The sequence below is a fragment of the Providencia sp. PROV210 genome (genome assembly GCF_028479445.1).
GTDB classification, from domain to species: domain Bacteria; phylum Pseudomonadota; class Gammaproteobacteria; order Enterobacterales; family Enterobacteriaceae; genus Providencia; species Providencia rustigianii.
Window position 1 is genome coordinate 1 of sequence record NZ_JAMPNQ010000020.1, and the last position, 19,438, is coordinate 19,438.

Annotated in this window: 15 protein-coding genes and 1 pseudogene; 3 read left to right on the forward strand and 13 right to left on the reverse strand. The window is 42.8% G+C overall.

All coding sequences use genetic code 11. The features are described 5' to 3' along the window. The 9 genes and pseudogenes from PR761_RS15410 to fdnG all read right to left on the reverse strand — a co-directional run. Positions 1-150: pseudogene (locus PR761_RS15410) on the reverse strand (UDP-glucose 6-dehydrogenase); the annotation flags it as partial. A 24-nt stretch (positions 151-174) separates the two neighbouring features. Then, positions 175-1,176 (reverse strand): NAD-dependent epimerase, encoded by a 1,002-nt coding sequence (locus tag PR761_RS15415; protein WP_112837512.1) that lies wholly within the window; start codon positions 1,174-1,176, stop codon positions 175-177. A gap of 65 nt (positions 1,177-1,241) precedes the next feature. Beyond that, positions 1,242-2,900, reverse strand: a complete 1,659-nt coding sequence (locus PR761_RS15420; protein WP_126437440.1) for an LTA synthase family protein — start codon at positions 2,898-2,900, stop codon at positions 1,242-1,244. Positions 2,901-2,993: 93 nt separating this feature from the next. Next, positions 2,994-4,862 carry a selenocysteine-specific translation elongation factor gene (selB, locus tag PR761_RS15425; RefSeq protein ID WP_126437441.1) on the reverse strand — a complete coding sequence of 623 codons (1,869 nt, stop codon included), beginning with the start codon at positions 4,860-4,862 and terminating at the stop codon, positions 2,994-2,996. Further along, entirely contained in the window at positions 4,859-6,244 is a 1,386-nt protein-coding gene (gene selA, locus PR761_RS15430) for an L-seryl-tRNA(Sec) selenium transferase (RefSeq protein WP_126437442.1), read from the reverse strand. Before selA ends, selB begins: the two co-directional genes overlap by 4 nt. Positions 6,245-6,281: 37 nt before the next feature. Beyond that, positions 6,282-7,217: a formate dehydrogenase accessory protein FdhE gene (gene fdhE / locus PR761_RS15435; protein ID WP_039855856.1), complete on the reverse strand. Its 936-nt coding sequence runs from the start codon at positions 7,215-7,217 to the stop codon at positions 6,282-6,284. 396 nt (positions 7,218-7,613) lie between these two features. Next, positions 7,614-8,270, reverse strand: coding sequence for a formate dehydrogenase cytochrome b556 subunit (gene fdoI / locus PR761_RS15440; protein ID WP_006816161.1), 657 nt, complete (start codon positions 8,268-8,270; stop codon positions 7,614-7,616). Beyond that, on the reverse strand, positions 8,267-9,211 hold the full coding sequence (gene fdxH / locus PR761_RS15445) for a formate dehydrogenase subunit beta (protein ID WP_039855853.1): 945 nt from the start codon (positions 9,209-9,211) through the stop codon (positions 8,267-8,269). Before fdxH ends, fdoI begins: the two co-directional genes overlap by 4 nt. An 11-nt stretch (positions 9,212-9,222) precedes the next feature. Beyond that, positions 9,223-12,270 (reverse strand): formate dehydrogenase-N subunit alpha, encoded by a 3,048-nt coding sequence (gene fdnG / locus PR761_RS15450; protein WP_112837516.1) that lies wholly within the window; start codon positions 12,268-12,270, stop codon positions 9,223-9,225. 175 nt (positions 12,271-12,445) lie between these two features. Here fdnG and fdhD point away from each other — a divergent pair, with 175 nt between their 5' ends. Further along, positions 12,446-13,276, forward strand: coding sequence for a formate dehydrogenase accessory sulfurtransferase FdhD (gene fdhD / locus PR761_RS15455; RefSeq protein WP_006816157.1), 831 nt, complete (start codon positions 12,446-12,448; stop codon positions 13,274-13,276). A gap of 37 nt (positions 13,277-13,313) precedes the next feature. Here fdhD and PR761_RS15460 read toward each other — a convergent pair whose 3' ends face one another. After that, on the reverse strand, positions 13,314-13,634 hold the full coding sequence (locus tag PR761_RS15460; RefSeq protein ID WP_115164819.1) for a DUF2845 domain-containing protein: 321 nt from the start codon (positions 13,632-13,634) through the stop codon (positions 13,314-13,316). Between the two features lie 538 nt (positions 13,635-14,172). Between PR761_RS15460 and PR761_RS15465 the strand changes: the two genes are divergently transcribed. Both PR761_RS15465 and PR761_RS15470 read left to right on the forward strand, forming a co-directional pair. Then, positions 14,173-14,745, forward strand: a complete 573-nt coding sequence (locus PR761_RS15465; RefSeq protein WP_115164820.1) for a hypothetical protein — start codon at positions 14,173-14,175, stop codon at positions 14,743-14,745. After that, positions 14,732-15,115, forward strand: a complete 384-nt coding sequence (locus PR761_RS15470; protein WP_115164821.1) for a hypothetical protein — start codon at positions 14,732-14,734, stop codon at positions 15,113-15,115. The genes PR761_RS15465 and PR761_RS15470 overlap by 14 nt, the downstream gene beginning before the upstream one ends. 157 nt (positions 15,116-15,272) lie before the next feature. On the opposite strand, the gene dinD is transcribed toward PR761_RS15470, so the two are convergent. From dinD to yidC, 3 genes are all read right to left on the reverse strand, one after another. Beyond that, entirely contained in the window at positions 15,273-16,133 is an 861-nt protein-coding gene (dinD, locus tag PR761_RS15475; RefSeq protein ID WP_115164822.1) for a DNA damage-inducible protein D, read from the reverse strand. 176 nt (positions 16,134-16,309) lie between these two features. Beyond that, positions 16,310-17,674, reverse strand: a complete 1,365-nt coding sequence (gene mnmE / locus PR761_RS15480; protein WP_112837517.1) for a tRNA uridine-5-carboxymethylaminomethyl(34) synthesis GTPase MnmE — start codon at positions 17,672-17,674, stop codon at positions 16,310-16,312. 111 nt (positions 17,675-17,785) lie between these two features. Further along, complete coding sequence (gene yidC, locus PR761_RS15485; RefSeq protein ID WP_006816153.1) at positions 17,786-19,438, reverse strand: membrane protein insertase YidC; 1,653 nt, start codon at positions 19,436-19,438, stop codon at positions 17,786-17,788.

Genomic DNA, 19,438 nt, shown 5'->3' on the forward strand with positions numbered 1-19,438 from the left:
GATTTCAGTATCGATAATTGGCGATTGCTTGTTATTCAGCATGGCCACTTTTTCAGGGATGATATCGACCGCCACCACTTCATGGTGTTGGGACAGTAACATGGCGTTAGACAGACCGACATAGCCGGTACCTGCGATTGCTATTTTCACAGTAAACCTCTAATCAATAAATTATTAAATTTTGTAGTATGACTTATACCAGTCGACAAACGCCTGTACACCTTGTTCTATGGTAACGTGAGGGCGGTAGCCCGTTGCCTTAAAGAGGTCTTCGGTATCAGCCCATGTCGTGTAAACATCTCCGGCTTGCATCGGTAAAAAGTTTTTGATGGCTTCTTTGCCTAATGCTTTTTCCAGCGCTGAAATAAATTCAATTAATTTAACCGGCTGACCATTACCAATATTATAAATACGGTAAGGCGCACTGCTTTCAGCGGGAGAATCCGAACGGTTTTGCGGGTCTGCTTGTGGAATGATATCTGAAATACGGATCACTCCCTCGACAATATCATCAATGAAAGTGAAATCACGGCTCAGATCGCCGTTATTATAAACATCGATGGGTTCACCCGCTAAGATAGCCTTAGTGAACTTAAACAGTGCCATGTCCGGGCGACCCCATGGACCATAAACGGTGAAAAAGCGCAGTCCCGTCGTCGGCATCTGATAGAGATGTGAATAGGAGTGAGCCATCAATTCATTGGCTTTTTTGGTTGCCGCATACAATGAAATAGGATGGTCCGTTGGCATATCGGTGGTGAATGGCATTTTATCGGTCACACCATACACTGAGCTCGATGAGGCATATACCAAGTGCTTCACTTTTGCTTGGCGGCAGCCTTCTAAAATAGCCAAATGCCCATTGAGATTGCTGTCTGCATAGGCAAAAGGATTTTGTAATGAATAACGCACTCCAGCTTGCGCAGCAAGATGGATAACACGGTCAAAATTTTCTTGGGTACACAGCACCAACACTTTTTCGCGGTCTGTAATATCAAGAGGAATAAAACGGAACTGTGGATATTGCTCAAGAATATGCAATCGAGACTGTTTTAATCCCTGATCATAATAGGCATTCATATTATCGATACCGATAACTTCATGCCCACTTTCTAGCAGTCGTTGGCACAATCTAAATCCAATAAAACCGGCACTTCCCGTGACCAAATATTTCATATTCGTTATCTTCTTGCGTTAATCAAGTTGTGGCTTATCCGCATTCTAGCATTATTTATGCATGACTACTTTGCCGCATCTTTGTTGGCAACATTTAATACGTTGTAAATATAATGGCGATAACCATCCAATAACTGCTTATCTTCACAGTCATTCAGTTTACCATCACATAAGTGACGCATTTTAATGTTCGCTTCATAAAATGGCGAAATTTTCAGGTTTGCCCGCTCTAATAAAATGCCACCAAGGAAAGAGATATCGGTTAACTCACCCACGTTAATTGGTGTGGCAGCTTTAAGATTATCCCTGAGAGTAAACTGCGTAAGATAAGCTGGCGTAGGGAATGTCGATTTATACTGGTTTAAGCTAATTCCCGGTTGGTGATCCCCAAAATATAAGAACATCAGCGGACGCTGGCGTTTTTCCATGAAGGAGACAAAATCACGGATAGAGGCATCTGAGTGAACGATTTTCTCCATATAATGGCTAAATTCACCCGCAGCCTCTTTATTGTCTAATTTATCTTTGATGCCATAATCATCACTGTGCCCCTCTTTATAAGGGCCGTGCTCATACATGGTTAACGAGAAAATAAACACGGGCTTATCTGTTTCTTTCTCCAAAATTTCTTTCACGTACTTCAGCATATCTTCTGTGCTGATCGTCCATAAATTATCTTGTAATTTACCCGGATACCCCAACTCTTGAGGTTGGATAATGCGGTCTACACCGAGGGTTTCGTAAGCATGTCCAGAGTGATATGCCCCTTTATTAAAGGGTGTCAGTACCACGGTATAATAACCGTTGGCTTTCATCTCTTTAAACAAACCGTGGTTTAAATGGTCGACAACAAAATAGAAAACACCGCTTTTTTGTGAGCCAAAATCATCACTGTTTAAACCCGTTAATGCAGAAAACTCAGATAACCACGTTCCTCCACCAAAGGTTTGAACACGCATTGGGCTATGTGCAACAACGTTTGCATCTTGCTGGAACATAAATAATTCCGGCAATTTAACGCCTTCAGGTAAATCATAGACTTTGGGATCAACAGAGGATTCTTGCAGTAACAGAACGATATCTGGCTTTTCTGATTCGCCTTGATTGTTAAGAACCACATCCGTCGCTTTTTTCTCAAAATAGCTTGAGTCACCGACAAAATGAGGGGATTTATATTTGGCATTATTTGCCGACATCACTAAGTTAGTGACCGTACCACGCCCTTTTGGCAACGTTTGAGACCATCGATCGTAATAATGAGCACTGGCCCAATCGGCGCCAAAATAACCCGCAACCACCATGAGTATACTCACTACCCGAGAAATCCATCGTTTGCACGGTGTGGATAAACGCCAACTAATGATTCCGTTAATGATTAAGACGATAAATAACCCGATTACCGCCAAACCCGCTAACCAATAGTGACCTAAAGTGCCCAAGTTGGAGGTATCGGTCATCAAATTAATATCAGTGAAAAAAAGCTGCTCTTTGTAATAATGAACTTTTAACTGATTAAATATTTTGATAATGATAAATAGTGTACTGGTTACAATCACGGAGAATAGCCAGCGAGCTGTCAGGGTGAATAAGACACCAAAGATGATGGCGAAGACACTGACGGAAATCAGCGCTGGATATATTACGCTACTTTTTTCAAAAACAAGAAAAAGGGAGCCTATAAAAATGAGCGCCAGATAAATACTCGCAATGATCTTTTTATTCATTCGACTTACCAAAATTCCAATGTGATGTACTAAGTTGGATAACGTTAGGGTTGATAAAAACTGGCGGTATTATACTGGGGGAAACCACACAATTTACTCAACAAAAATGCCTTTGTCTCGTAAATAATGACCATCCTCTTTACGTCGAGTAAATCCACTTTTATCAAAAAACTCTAGAATTTGAATCGCTAATTTACGGCCGATCCCTAATTCATTACGGAAATCTGCTGCAAAAATAGCATCATGTTCGGCACAATAGCGCAGAATTAATGCAGCAAATTGGCGAATTTGTTCGCTGCTATAATAGCGGTCACGTACAATCGCAACAATCAGTCCCATCTGAGCCGCTTTTTTCAATGTTCGACGCGTAGTATCTTCATCCTGACCGATTTCTATTGCGATATCGCGAACCCACCAGGCTTCTGGCGTCGTAAACAGCCCTTCAATTTGCTGCCAAATTTGCTGCTGCTGGGCATCAAATACTAATCCATGTTGTGGCATATGCAGCCAACCACGGGTTTGCTTGATGGTTCCATCAGTAATCAAATCATTAATCAGTTTGAAAACCAAAGGCTCACTCATCGTTGGTAAAGCCATTCGTTTTAAGCGAGCCTTACCGACACCGATTTGGTCACTATGCACTTCATTAAAACTTTCAAGAGATTGAGTTAGCTTGTCTTTTGCAATCTGCGCTTTGAATTCCGATAAGACAACATCGCCCACTCGAACTACATTGACCTGAGCCAATAAACTTTCAAGTGCCGCCGATGTTAACTGACGCGCCCAACGATAACTGTTTAAGTCTAGCTCACCGCTGGGTAATTGCAGATTAAGCTGAGTAAGTTCATCATTCGCTGAACACAAATGTGCCAACCAATCGAGGAATTCAGGCTGTCTCTTTCCTCTTCGTGGAGAAACTAAGCGGATCACTCTTGCCCCCGCTAACGTTTGTCGAGCGCTAATATCACGAATAATTAATCGGTCATTATCCACCAGCCAGAGCGGTGTATCTAAGATTAACTCGGCAAGGACAGGGGTTTCACCAGACTCTGTCAATAACGAAACTCGCCCTGTGATATGGCTTGCGCCATGGTATAAATGCACAGGTTGCCAATGTTTTATCGGTAAGTCACATTCCAATTCCACAATCACACGAGTTGCAACAAACGCAGGTTGTTCGGCAAGCAGCCAATCTCCCCGCGTGATCGATTCTTTATCAATATTACCCGTTAAATTTAGTGCAACTCGGTCACCAGCCTGAGCAAACTCTGCCACTTGATTTTGGCGATGAATTCCTCTGACTCTGACGGGAGTTTCAGCGCCAGTCACCCACAATGATTCACCGATATTAACCCGACCCGCTAACGCCGTTCCGGTCACCACAACCCCTGCACCTTTAACATGGAAAATACGGTCAATGGCTAAACGGAAACGATGTTGGAGATTAACCTGATTGTCTTGTTGCTGGTGAAGTTGTTGAAGATAGTGGCGCAAAGTATCAATACCCAGCCCACTATTGGCAGACGTAATGAATAACGCCGATTCTGTCCAACCTTGGCGACGTAATTCGGACTGAATTTGTTGAGTCACCTCGTCTATCCGTGCCGTATCCACCCTATCTGCTTTGGTGAGGGTCACACTGATATTTTGGCAACCTGCAAGTCTTAAAATTGCAAGATGCTCAAGGGTTTGTGCCATTACGCCATCATCACAAGCCACCACCAGCAAAGCATGATTGATCCCACCGATACCCGCCAACATATTCGCGAGGAATTTTTCGTGTCCAGGAACATCAATAAAACCGATGGAGCTACCATCTGACTGCGGCCAATACGCATAGCCGAGGTCAATCGTCATTCCACGTTTTTTTTCTTCAGGAAGGTGTGCGGTATTCACACCCGTAATGGCCTGAATAAGGGAGGTTTTGCCATGGTCAACATGGCCAGCAGTTGCGAAAATCATGACAATAAAGCCTGTACTAATCCATGTTCATCATCGAGACAACGTAGGTCTAGCCACAGTTTGCCTTCTTTCAAACGGCCAATCACAGGCTGAGGTAACTGGCGCCAACGTGCCGCTAAGCGTTCCAAACCACTACCTTTGCCGTTTAAAGGTGCGAACGTAATGGCATAGCTTGGTAATCGGTCAATAGGTAATGAACCGCTTCCAATTTGAGATAAGCAAGATTCGACTTCAACAATGAAATGATCACCGTAGTAAGCCTGCATTTTGACTAAAATGTTTTCGGCACTGCGCCTGATCTCTTCTGGAGATCGCGTTAACCAACGCAAGGTCGGTAATTCTGTGGTTAATTTTTCAGGCGTTAAATAGAGTTTTAGCGTCGCTTCCAGCGCAGCTAGGATCATTTTATCTACACGTAAAGCGCGCTTTAGAGGGTGTTTTTGAATGGCATCAATCCATTTTTTCTTCCCTAAAATAATCCCTGCTTGGGGACCTCCGAGAAGCTTATCTCCAGAAATGGAAACTAAATCAATACCTTGTGATAAGTAAGTTTGCGGCATAGGCTCCGCAGGCAGGCCATAAGCGGTCATGTCGATCATCGAGCCGCTACCTAAATCAATCGCTGTCGGTAATTGGTACTTTTTACCCAGCTCCGCCAGCGCTTCACCATCCACTTCGGCGGTAAAGCCTTCAATGCTGTAGTTACTGGTATGAACCTTCATTAATAAGGCCGTATCCTCATTAATGGCTTTTTCATAATCCCGCAAATGAGTACGGTTAGTGGTACCAACTTCGACTAACTGGCATCCCGCTTGCTCCATCACATCCGGCACACGAAAAGCCCCGCCAATTTCGACTAACTCACCGCGGGAAACAATCACTTGCTGATTTGGTGCAACGGTCGCGAGTAAGAGTAAAACAGCGGCAGCATTGTTATTCACAATACACGCATCTTCCGCACCCGTCAGTTGACAGAGTAAGTCAGCAATCGCACGGTCACGATGTCCGCGCATTGCGCCATCCAGAGAGTATTCTAACGTCACGGGAGAACTCATGACCTGCGCCACGGCAGTAATCGCCGATTTGGACATGACAGAACGCCCCAGATTGGTATGCAAAACTGTACCCGTTAAATTGAATACATTTTTTAATGCGCTTTGTCCGAATGCATGATGTCGTCTGGATAATTCGGCTAACCAGTCATTATGCCAATCCGGTAATCGTCCTTCATCCGCAATACAAGTTCGAGCTTGTGCCTGCATTTCACGCAAACATTCCGTTACCCAGTGCAGACCCGACTGCTCGACCAAAATTTGGGCTTCATCGAATTGCAGTAACTTATCGATAGCGGGAAGTTGGCGATACAAAGTCGGTTCAGCCATAGTCTCTACTCTCTTTGCTTACTCTGTTACCGGTCGATTATTTTTCGCCGGGAAACAAAAATGGGTTAATGCTGCTACGAGCAAAACCTTCTTCTTCCATACGTGCATCTAAAATAATCGACGCTAAATCATCGGCGACCGGTTCAACTTTAGACTCTTTTTCTTGGTATAGCACTTTAAGATAGCTGCCACAATCGCCACAACTTTCTGCTTTTACAGCTGCATTTTCATCATCTAATGACCAATAATTGAGGTCACGAGTTTGCTCGCAGTTACTGCATTTCACACGTACCATATGCCACTCGGTTTCACACAAGGTGCAGTGTAAATAACGTAAGCCTTGGCTAGAACCAATTTGAACAATACTAGAGACCGGCATGCTGTTACATACTGGGCAAAAATGACGATGGTCACCATGTTCAGCACGGGCTTTACCTGGAATGTTTGCTGCCATTTGTGCCCAATAAACCGATAATGCCGCCCAAATAAACATTGATTTGTCTGCTGGGACTTTTTCAAAATGTTCATTTAGCAACGCCGTTGCCATCTCTTCCAATTCAGATTCAGAGGCTTTTTCTAGATTTTCTAATGCTGTACGCACTGAGTCAGGGACGATTGGCATTAACTCTGCGATGATCGAGCTTAATAATTTGTGCCAATGATTCGTACGAGGAAATGTTTTTGCATCTAACGGTGGCGTATTCGTTACGGTTGAACGCGCCAGTACTTCAGCCATGTCCATTTCTAATGGGTTGTCATGCTGCGCATTATTTTGTGCCGTTGCCACTTCCGCAGCAAAATTCAGATAATCTGCAAAAGGATGTTCACCCACGCCAAGTTCTTTTAATCGTTCCGCGCGACGTTGATAAAGGTTTTTTAAATTCGGGAACAGAACAGGTGGAATAAACCCAATTCCTTTTTCTTTCAATCTTTCTTGACCTAATTCTTCTTTAGGGACGATACGAATACCCATTGCTCTCTCTCTTTTATATTTTTTATAACCTAGTTCGAGAAACCGACGTGTCACATTTTCCCGAAAGTGGTAAAGAATAGACATAATCAGCGGTCAGAATAAAACAAAAGCGTCTGATAGGCTACCGCTGGACTCGATTATTCGAGGTAGGGTGCTTACGGGTAGATATTGTGATAACAAAGCCGCTTTGTGGCTGTTCTATTTAATCTAAAATCTATTCTCATCACTCCATTTTAGCGCATGAGAATACTAAACATTTAACATCAGTAACCCGAAGGAAATCAATCTATCATTGGCTTGTTAGGATTTTGTGCACAAAATGCAAATATCCTCTAGCCAAAAATGTAAAAAGCCCACAAACAGTGTTGTGGGCTTGATTCGTCAAAACAAAAACGCTTAGTTTTTATCTTGCTGCTCTTGTTGCTGTTTCTCTTTGGCAACAATTTCACGGTACCAACGTGGGTGGTGCTTTCTCGCCCAACCACGGGTTACCCATCCTTCCACCATCGCACGAACTGAGCCTTTCACCCAGATTGCCGCATAGGCATGTACGATAATCATCAGAATCAAACCAATCGCCGACAGTGAGTGAATGATAATCGCTGCACGGTACACTGGAATTGGGAAATAATCAGCAAAGAATGGACGCCACATAATCACGCCGCTCACGACCAAAGCCAGTAAGCAGATAGTGACAACCCAATACACCCCTTTTTGACCGAGGTTATATTGACCAACGTCGCCAGCTTCTTCGTTTTTCAGTACCTTACCGATATTTTTTGCCCACTTAATATCATCTTTATTGATGAAGTTATGGTGGAAATAACGGAAGAACATGAATACGAATAGCAAGAACATCGCCGTGCCCACAAAGGGATGCAAAATTCGAGACAATTGTGGCGTGCCTAAAATGTTCATGAACCAGTTCAAGGATGGGAAGAAAAAGCCCAATCCGCTGATAGCAGTGAACAAGAAGCAAATCACAACCGCCCAATGATTGATCCTTTCAATCGGCTTATGACGAATAATTTTGTCATTATCATCTGGCATCATTTCTGATCCTCCCCTTCTTTTGATTTTGAAGAGTCAGATGACGTTGCGTTATGCAAATCTTCTAAAGCTTCTTCTTCATCTTTTTTGGAGACGCGGTTCGGACCAATACCCACATAGTGGAAGATGGCCGCCGCAAATGTTGCAGCAAAACCAACCGCTGCCATCGGCTTCCAGATACCTTTCCAGAAGGTGACTGTTGGGCTGATGGTCGGATTTTCTGGTAGCCCATGATACAGCTGAGGTTTATCCGCATGGTGTAAAACGTACATAACGTGCGTACCGCCCACACCTTCAGGATCGTATAAACCTGCGTTTGCGTAACCGCGAGTTTTCAGCTCTTCAACACGGTCACCTGCCATGTTAATCATGTCTTCTTTGCTACCAAAGTGAATCGCACCTGTTGGGCATGTTTTCACACACGCAGGTTCTTGACCCACTTCAACACGGTCAACACACAGCGTACATTTGTATGCACGGTTATCGTCCTTGTTGATACGTGGTACGTCGAACGGGCAACCCGCGATACAGTAACCACAACCAATACAGTGTTCTGATTGGAAATCAACGATACCATTTTTGTACTGAACGATTGCGCCTTCTGCTGGACATGCTTTCAGGCAGCCAGGATCAGCACAGTGCATACAGCCATCTTTACGAATCAGCCATTCAAATCTATCGTTCTCTTCAACTTCAGAGAAACGCATAACTGTCCATGACTTGGCGGTTAAATCCGTCGGGTTATCATACACCCCAACGTTAGTACCGATTTTGTCGCGAATATCGTTCCATTCGGAACACGCAACCTGACAAGCTTTACAGCCAATACAGGTTGTGACGTCGATTAGCTTTGCAACTTCTTCCTTATAATCCCGCACCTGAGGTGCGGGAGTCAGGGAATTGGTGGCAGAGCGACGAATAATGTCCTGTGATTGCATTGACATAATTTATCTCCTTACACCTTTTCCACATTGACAAGGAATGATTTAAATTCCGGCGTCTGAGTATTCGCATCACCCACGTATGGCGTTAGCGTATTGGTAAGAAAGCCTTTAACTGCTAAACCTTCAAAGCCCCAGTGAATTGGAATACCGATAGTATCGATATCTTTACCATGCACCTTCAGCGTCTGAATACGTTTCGTGACAACGGCTTTCGCTTTGATGTAACCCCGTTTAGAGCTCACTTTAACCGTGTCGCCCTGCTCGATGCCTTTCTCTTTCGCTAAACGCTCACCGATTTCGATGAACTGCTGCGGCTGAATAATGGCATTTAACAGTGCATGCTTGGTCCAGTAGTGGAAATGCTCGGTCAAACGATAAGTAGTACCCACGTATGGGAACTCTGTCGCTTTACCCATTTGCGCCCAGTCATCTTTAAACACACGAGCCGCAGGGTTTGACACCACGCTTGGATGTAGAGGGTTAGTATCCAGCGGCGTTTCGATTGGTTCGTAATGCTCAGGGAATGGACCTTCCGCCATTTTATCCAGAGCAAACAAACGACCCATACCTTCAGGCTGCATGATAAATGGACCTACACCGCTACCCGGCGCCGCATTGCTGTAGTCAGGAATATCCATTCCTACCCACTTGCTACCATTCCATTCAAGAATTTGGCGCTTCGGATCCCATGGTTTACCCATTGGGTCAGCAGATGCACGGTTATAAATAACTCGGCGGTTCAATGGCCATGCCCATGCCCAACCTAATGTGTTACCCAGACCCGTTGGGTCAGAGTTATCACGGTTAGCCATTTGGTTACCTTTCGGTGTCCAGCTACCGGCGAAAATCCAGCAACCACTCGCCGTTGTACCATCATCGCGTAATTGAGCAAATGAGCTAAGCAGTTCGCCTTTTTTCACGATGATATTGCCATCAGCATCTTTTAAGTCTTCTAATGCATAACCGTTGCTTTCTTGAGCCACTTCTTCCGGTGTTGGATTATCACGATCGAAGTAGTTCCAAGTCATGCTCAGCACCTGTTCAGGAGCTGCGCCGCCTTCGGTTTCATACAGTTGACGCAGGCGATGATAGATACCTGACAGGATTTCACCATCACTGATAGCTTCGCCCGGGGCATCCGCACCTTTCCAGTGCCACTGTAACCAACGCGCTGAGTTAACAATTGAACCATTTTCTTCAGCAAAGCAGCAAGATGGCAGACGGAACACGGTAGTTTGGATCTCTTCCGGTTTCACATCATTCATTTCGCCATGGTTTTGCCAGAAGTTTGCAGTTTCTGTGTTCAGCGGGTCGATAGTAATTAAGAATTTCAGTTTAGAAAGTGACTTCGAGACTTTGTTCTTGTTCGGGAATGAGGCTAATGGGTTAAAGCCTTGGCAGATATAGCCATTAACTTCGCCCTTATCCATCATTTCGAAATAACGCAGTACGTCGTAACCCTGATCCCATTTAGGTAACAGGTCAAAGCCCCAGTTATTTTCTTTCTGCGCTTTGTCACCATAGAAAGTCTTCATCATGCTGACAAAGAATTTCGGGTAGTTACTCCAGTAGTTAACTTGTCCCGCTACCGTCGCTTTTGGCGTATTGGCCGCTAAGTAACTTTCTAGCGTAGTTTGTTTCTCTGACGGCAAAGTCAGATAACCTGGCAAACTTTGAGATAACAAACCTAGGTCAGTCAGGCCTTGGATATTGGAGTGACCACGCAGTGCGTTAACGCCACCGCCTAACATCCCCATGTTACCCAGTAGTAACTGGATCATCGCCATAGTACGAATATTTTGCGCACCAACGGTGTGTTGGGTCCAACCCAGTGCATACAAGAATGACGCTGTTTTGTCTTTTGCACTCGTTTCTGCAAGGTACTCACAGACTTGCAGGAAGTCTTTGATTGGCGTACCGCAAATGTTGTTAACCACTTCTGGGGTATAACGGCTGACGTGTTCTTTCAATAAGTTAAGGACACAACGCGGGTGTTTCAGAGTCGGATCGCGCAGCGCTAAGCCGTTCTCATCCATCTCGTAGTTCCACGTGGTCTTATCATATTGGCGTTTTTCAGCATCGTAACCTGTGAACAGACCGTCATCAAAACCGTAATCTTCACGGATAACTAAGCTGGCGTTAGTGTACGCCTCAACGTATTCACGTTGAATTTTCTCGTTATCTAGTAAGTATTTGATCACACCCGACAGGAACGCAATATCAGTACCAGAACGGATAGGCGTGTAAAAATCCGCCACAGCCGCAGTACGGGTAAAGCGAGGATCGATAACAATAAGTTTGGCTTTATTATGGATTTTTGCTTCCATCGCCCAGCGGAAACCAACTGGATGCGCTTCTGCGGCATTACCACCCATAACAACAACCAGGTTTGCGTTTTTAATGTCAACCCAGTGGTTGGTCATCGCACCGCGACCAAATGTTGGAGCAAGACTTGCTACCGTTGGTCCGTGTCAGACACGCGCTTGGTTATCCACGGCAAGCATGCCGAGGGCGCGACTAAATTTTTGGGTTACAAAACCTGTTTCATTACTTGCCGCTGATGCACACAGCATACCGGTGGTTAACCAACGGTTGACAGTTACACCATCTTTATTCTGTTTAATGAAGTTAGCATCACGATCTTCTTTCATTAACTTGGCGATGCGGTCGAAGGCTTCGTTCCAAGAAATGCGTTTCCACTCGTTAGTGCCTGGTTCGCGAACTTCTGGATATTTCAGGCGACTTTCACTGTGAATGAAGTCGATTAATCCTGCACCTTTAGGACAAAGTGCGCCACGGTTTACCGGATGATCCGGGTCCCCTTCAATATGAAAAATACTTTCTTTTGCATTTTTCGCGCCATCACCGAGGCTGTACATTAACAGCCCACAGCCGACAGAACAGTAGGTACAGGTATTTCGGGTCTCTTTCGCTCGCAGTAATTTATACTGGCGAGTCGATGCTAGTGCGGTGGCTGGAATAAAACCCAGTGCCGCTGCCGTTGTACCTGCCATACCGCCAGCGCAGATCTTAAAGAACTGCCTTCTGCTGACTTGCATGGGGGATCTCCTCATATACATTGCTCATGTTTACCTAACTTCGTTACATAAATTGAGGTAAACTGTTCTTATTCAACGTCATCCTTACGTATTCAGGTTCATTGCCTGATTAATGGTGTAAATTCTTTTTACCCATATCGAATATTATGTATCATTAGTGATAGGAATTCATCTAATGTATGAAACAAATACTACAAATAACCCCAAATTATCTAAAATGATCGGCGTTAATCACACAACCGTGCAACAAAAAAACAACCTAGGATTATTGGTTAATGATTATGTTGCAGAAGAAATTCCTGTTGCACTTGTATACAACGGAATATCTCACGTCGTAATGATGGCAACGCCAAAAGATTTGAGTGATTTTGCTGTCGGATTTTCATTATCCGAAGGAATTATACAATCCCGAGATGAAATCCGTGGAATTGATATTGTACAGGGCTGCCATCGAGGCATTGAAGTACAGATTGAATTATCCAACCGCCGTTTTATGGAACTCAAAGAGCGCAGACGTAACCTAACGGGCCGTACTGGCTGTGGTATTTGTGGCACAGAACAGCTCGACGAGATTTTCAAACCTCTCACACCGCTGCCATTCACTCAAACCTTCTCTCTATCATACCTCGATAATGCGCTTAATGAATTAAAAAAAGTCCAAGAAATTGGGGCATTAACAGGTTGTACCCATGCTGCCGCGTGGATTTCCCCTGAAGGTTTATTAGTCGGTGGTTGTGAAGATGTGGGTCGCCATGTGGCGCTTGATAAGCTATTGGGCATGAAAAGCCGCTCAGATTGGCAGCAAGGGGCAATTTTAGTTTCTAGCCGTGCCAGTTATGAAATGGTTCAAAAAGCGGCTAGCTGTGGTGCGGAGATTTTATTTGCGGTCTCTGCTGCAACAGCTCTTGCCATTGAGGTCGCCGAAAAAGCCAATTTGACGCTGGTCGGATTCTGCCGCCAAGGTAAAGCGACGGTGTTTACTCATCCGAGTCGGGTGAGGGATTAAATATTTAGGGTGTTAACTAGAAACACCCTACTAGTAACTATTTCTCATCCCACCCTTGAACAAAACCATCATCCAAGGTAATGCGCAGCCCATATCTATTTGATCCGGTTTTATTATATTTCCGTATCTCTCTATATCTTGTCTTCATTACTTTAGAAGAGATATCTAGTGGGCGCCCTAAAGAATCCAATAATTGTTCAGAGGTTTGCCCTATCCAAAAAGTACGTTTCATAATCATATTAACTACGGTTTCGTCACCATACTTATGCAACAAATATTCCCTTCTTTTTTTAGATGAGTACACATTCCAAACAACCATCACTACAAAACCTAAAGTAATTAATGCTATCCATTTCATATAACTAACCTCCACAATAGAATTGTCAATTTTTGATACGAAATTTTGAGTCGAATTTTAGCATATTATTTAAAATTAAATTCGTGCTTTAAAATATCTAAAAATTGAATTCTATTCTGGATAATGTAAATCACTATAATAAAATAAATCACTTTCCAATTTACATAATAACTTGAATTTATCATCAGGCTTATTAACTATTTCATATCAATAGATTAAAAAACAAAAATCATTAACATAATACAATCATCAACATCACTTTTAAATACAGACTTAAAATCTATTATTTATTATTTTATAACCAAGACCACTTATTATGATGAAAAAATAAGTGTAACCACGAAATAAAACCTCGATTTTCCACTTTATTTAGTTTTCAATTTATAATAAAAGCCCATAAAAAAACAATCTAGCATTGCTTTTTATTTAAAAAATCTAATATACTTTTTATGATATAAAAATATTGATACAAAAACGAAACTTTTAATTTCCATCAAAAAACAATTATTAATAAACTAACTTCTCAAAGAGGATAAAAATGAGCATTAACTTCGTTCTAACATCCCAAGATATGAACCAAGAAAAAAAAGAATTAATTAAAAAAATATTAAAAGTTGATGATGCAAGCATTCAAGATACATTGAATAAAATTGCAAAAGCTTCTTTTTTAGAATACCTATCCATGATAACTGAGACAGGGATGCCAAATCGTGCTGATGAAATTAGACAGAATAGATTGCTCCTTTTAATTCAACACTATTTCGGTGATAACCTTCCTACTGAAGCTGACATATCAACTATTTTTCAATTAACACAGAGCCAAAGTAAAACTCTACTTGCGAATACAGTATCTAGATTTAAACATACGTTAGACTCCTCATTAATCAATACAATGAAACGAGTCATTGAATCTGCCGAAAATTCAGATGAATTATACTTAGTAGTAATTAATTCTGATGTTGTAAAAGATGAGCTAAACAAACTAATCACTCAAAGAAAACCTACATTTAAGCCTATCACCAAGAAAAAAGGAAGCGCTAGTCAATTTGAAATTAGTGAAGACTCCTATGATTTACTTTGTGCGGAGTTAAATTTAAATGAAACTGAGTGATATTATAGCCATATCTGGGTTATTACTTACATTGATAACATTTTTATTTAATTTGGCATGGCCAAAAATAAATGATTCATTAACTCAAGATGAGTCAATCGCTGGCGAAAAAGCCAGGGCAAATTGTAAAACTAAAATTCGTAAAACATTATGGTCAATCGTCATTCCTATATTTATATCATTTTTAGCTTTATTTTATATTAATCTTCCTACTGTCATAAAAATATTTATCTCTAGTAAATTATCACTTTGGAGTTTCAACATTGAAAGTACCCTTTATGTTATGGTCGAATATGCTCTTTTAGCATTCATAATTTTCAATTTTTACTTAATTATAAAGCTATGCAAGAAAATAAAAAAATTCAAGTAATTATTATTATCCACTGTAGCCGGTAGTTATCATTCTACCTGCTACAGCAGGTAAATCCATCTCTACACGCAATACTGAGTAGAGACTTCGCAATCAGTATCATCAAAGATGCTTACTTACCAATACAGCAAATTAAAAACACAAATAAATCAAAATATTAGTCATTGGTTTCATCCACATCACCAAGCATCTCTGGGTTCTTAAGTAACTTTTTATCTGCGGATGCTAAACGCCGTTCTACCTTCTTCACATCTTCTGCAGGTGGTAATTGTTCTGGGTGAATACCTCGACTGATTAACGTTTGGCGCACTGCTTGATTGTTGGTTACATGCTCATTAGATATTTGCTCCTCGCGACTCATTTGTTGCGTACGAGCATTATGAATAGTAATTTCAGTAGCAAAATCTTTGGCTTTGAGGACAATCGTTGGCGCAAAATCAGCTAGTGGACGATTATCTGGCACCTCCCATTGGGTTTTCATTGCTTGGGTATTTTTACCAAATAAAGCCATGTCACCTTTGCTACGAATCAATGCAAAGTTTTGGTTTCCTCCCGTTTGTTCAAAGATAATGCTAGATAATTCTTTTTCTGTTGCAGAAAGTTTCTGCCGTGCCAGCACCCGTTCAGCCTCAAGTAAACGCAGCTCTATTAACTCTGCTTTACGAGTTTGCATTGCAAAGTAAGTTTGTGCGAACGCAATTTCTTGCTTACGAGGATCACCGTTCTGAGCAACCAGATAGCAGGCATAACGGGTTAACATAATATCATCTATTTCACGGTGGCTACCAGAACCTAGCTCAACCATTTTCCCGACGTCAGCAAAATGGTCTGAAATAGCATGACCACTAATTTCACATGCTGTTTTAGCCTTTGATATTACACTAACAAAATTATCCCATTTTCCATAGCCTAAGAGATGCTGTAGATCTCTCGCCAGCCAATATTCAACCCCATTTTCTATTTGCTGAGCATGGTCTTCAAAAGCCATTGTGAGTGCTTGAATTTGCTGTTGTTCCATATTGAAATTCCCTTATTCTGCCTAACTCAAATAGTACAGCCTAGATAAATAACCTATCACTTCGTCTTATTGGTTGACTAGTTAAATTCAATATATTTCAATCGTACACAAACAACTAAAAAATCAATTACTTCAAATTATTAGGTTATTTAAAATAAAACATCGTACTAATATTCTCACTTCCCAATACAGAAACTCGAGAAAATACGCCCTAACAAATCATCGGACGTAAATTCGCCCGTGATCTCGCTGAGTTCGAGCTGAGCTAAGCGTAACTCTTCAGCCAATAACTCACCGGAGCGAGCATTCACTAACTGGTCATAACCTTGTGCGAGGTGGGTTGCGGCATTATTCAGTGCTTGTAAGTGACGGCGGCGTGCTAAGAAGCCCCCCTCCGTATTGCCACTAAAACCCATGGTTTCTTTGAGATGATCGCGCAGCAAATCGATGCCTTTCTCTTCGCGAGCAGATAACCGGATTAATGGGTAACGCACATCTGCGACAAACTCAATCGACTCTCCGGTTTTATCCGCTTTATTACGAATGACAGTAACTGGCAACGTTTCTGGTAGGCGCGCCATAAATTCAGGCCAAATTTCTTGCGGCTCGGTGGCGTCTGTCGTCGTACTATCCACCATAAATAATACACGGTCAGCTTGTTCAATCTCGTTCCAAGCGCGTTCTATACCGATGCGCTCAACCTCATCACTGGCTTCGCGTAAGCCTGCGGTATCAATAATATGCAGTGGCATACCGTCGATATGAATATGCTCACGCAGTACGTCACGAGTGGTTCCTGCAATATCGGTGACAATCGCCGCTTCACGTCCCGCCAATGCATTCAACAAGCTGGATTTACCCGCATTTGGACGACCGGCAATCACCACTTTCATTCCTTCACGCAGTAAACTGCCTTGTCGAGCTTGAGAGCGAACCTGCTCCAAATCATCAACCACTTCATTCAGTTTGGCTTCAATTTTGCCGTCAGACAGGAAATCAATTTCCTCATCAGGAAAATCAATGGCAGCCTCGACATAGATACGCAAGTGAGTGAGTGCTTCCACTAATTGGTGGATATGGGATGAAAAAGCCCCTTGCAAAGAGTTCATTGCAGAACGAGCTGCTTGTTCAGAGCTGGCATCAATCAAATCGGCGATAGCTTCGGCCTGTGCCAAATCCAGTTTGTCATTTAAAAATGCGCGCTCAGAAAACTCGCCCGGATTCGCAATACGAATTGCGCCAATCGTCAAAATTCTTCTGAGTAGTAAATCGAGGATAACCGGACCACCGTGCCCTTGTAATTCAAGAACATCTTCACCCGTGAAAGAATTCGGTCCTGGGAAATAAATTGCAATCCCTTGGTCAAGAACAGAGCCATCCACATCACGAAATGGCAAATACTCGGCATAACGCGGCTTTGGTAACTTTCCAAGTACCGTTTCAGCCACTAAGGCTGCCTTTGGACCGGATACACGTAAAATTCCCACTCCACCACGACCGGGAGGTGTTGCCTGTGCGACGATAGTATCGTTGATTTGCATGATGTTTCTCTGTCTCTGCGTAAAAAAATTGAGGCGCTCCGAACTGGAACGCCTCAATGTTACTATAGAATCTGGCTTTGTGAAGCCTTCTAAACTCGTTAAGAATCTAGATTACTTTTTCTCTTTCTTATCGCGACTATGTAGACCACGTTTTTCCAGACCACGATAAATAATCTGCTGCTGGATAATGGTGACTAAGTTACTCACGATATAGTACAGAACCAGACCTGATGGGAACCACAGGAAGAACACGGTAAACACGACTGGCATGTATGTCATGATCTTCTGCTGCATTGGGTCAGTCACAGCTGTTGGTGACATTTTCTGGATAACAAACATCGTCACACCCATCAGAACTGGCAGGATGTAGTACGGGTCTTGTGCAGACAAGTCTTGGATCCAACCAAAGAATGGTGCATGACGCAGTTCAACAGAACCCATCAACATGTAGTAAAGTGCAAGGAAGATTGGCATTTGAATCAGCAGAGGTAAACAACCACCCAGTGGGTTTACTTTTTCTGCTTTGTACATCGCCATCATTTCTTGGCTCATACGTTGTTTGTCATCACCAATACGCTCACGCATTGCAGCCAATTTTGGTTGCAGTAAACGCATTTTCGCCATTGAGGTGTACTGCGCTTTAGTCAGCGGGTACATGATACCACGGACGATAAAGGTAATAACGATGATGGCAATACCCCAGTTACCCACAAAACCGTGAATGAATTTCAACAGTTTGAACAGTGGCTGAGAAATAAACCATAACCAACCGTAATCTACGGTTAAATCTAAGTGAGGAGCAACTTCTGCCATTTCTGACTGAATTTCAGGTCCAATCCACAGTGTCGATGAATAAGTACCTGCACCATTCGCCGCGATAGTGACTGGCTCGCTCTTATAACCAACGATAGCCGATTTTTTATCGAGATCAATGGTATAGAAAGTGCTTTGTTCTGTCGCTTCTGGAACCCACGCCGTTGCAAAATATTGTTGCAACATTGCGACCCAGCCGCCTTTCGTAGTCAGGCTTAAGTTTTTATCTTCGATGTCACTGAAACTATATTTTTTATAGTTGTTTTCATCAGAAGAATAAGCCGCACCACGGTATGTATGCAGAGCAAAGTTATTGCTTCCTGTATCACGCTGTTCTGGCAGTGCAATGGTCTGTTTTAACTGACCGAAGAAAGCAAGGCTCAGAGGCTGTGCTGTTGGGTTTTGAATACTGTATTCAACTTCAACAGTATATTTACCGCGCTTCAGAATATACGTTTTCTGATAGACAACACCGTTGTTATCGGTGAAAGACATCGGAACACGTAATTCATCTTGACCCGCTTGTAGCTCAAAGCTTGCCGAGTCTGCGGTATAAAGAGGACGTTGACCGTTATTGTTCGCTGGGTTGTCTGGACCATGAGGACCAATCAGACCACTTTGAGCCTGATAAACAAAACCTGGTGTGGTTTCTAATAAACGGAACGGGTCTGGTGAGTTCAAGGTTGCTGGATAGGCTAACAGATCAGCCTCATCAATATCACCACCGCGAGTATTGATGCGAACATCAAGTACGTCAGTTTTAACGGCAATAAGCTTACCTTGCTCACTATTTGTGACCGCTTGACCATCACTGTTTGGCATGTCCGTTTTTTGTTGCGAAGTTTGAACAGTTTTGGTTTCCTGAGCAACTTTATCGCTCTCCCAAGCCTGCCAAACCAAAAACGTCACGAACAACAAAGCGATGAGTAGAAGATTGCGTTGCGAATCCAT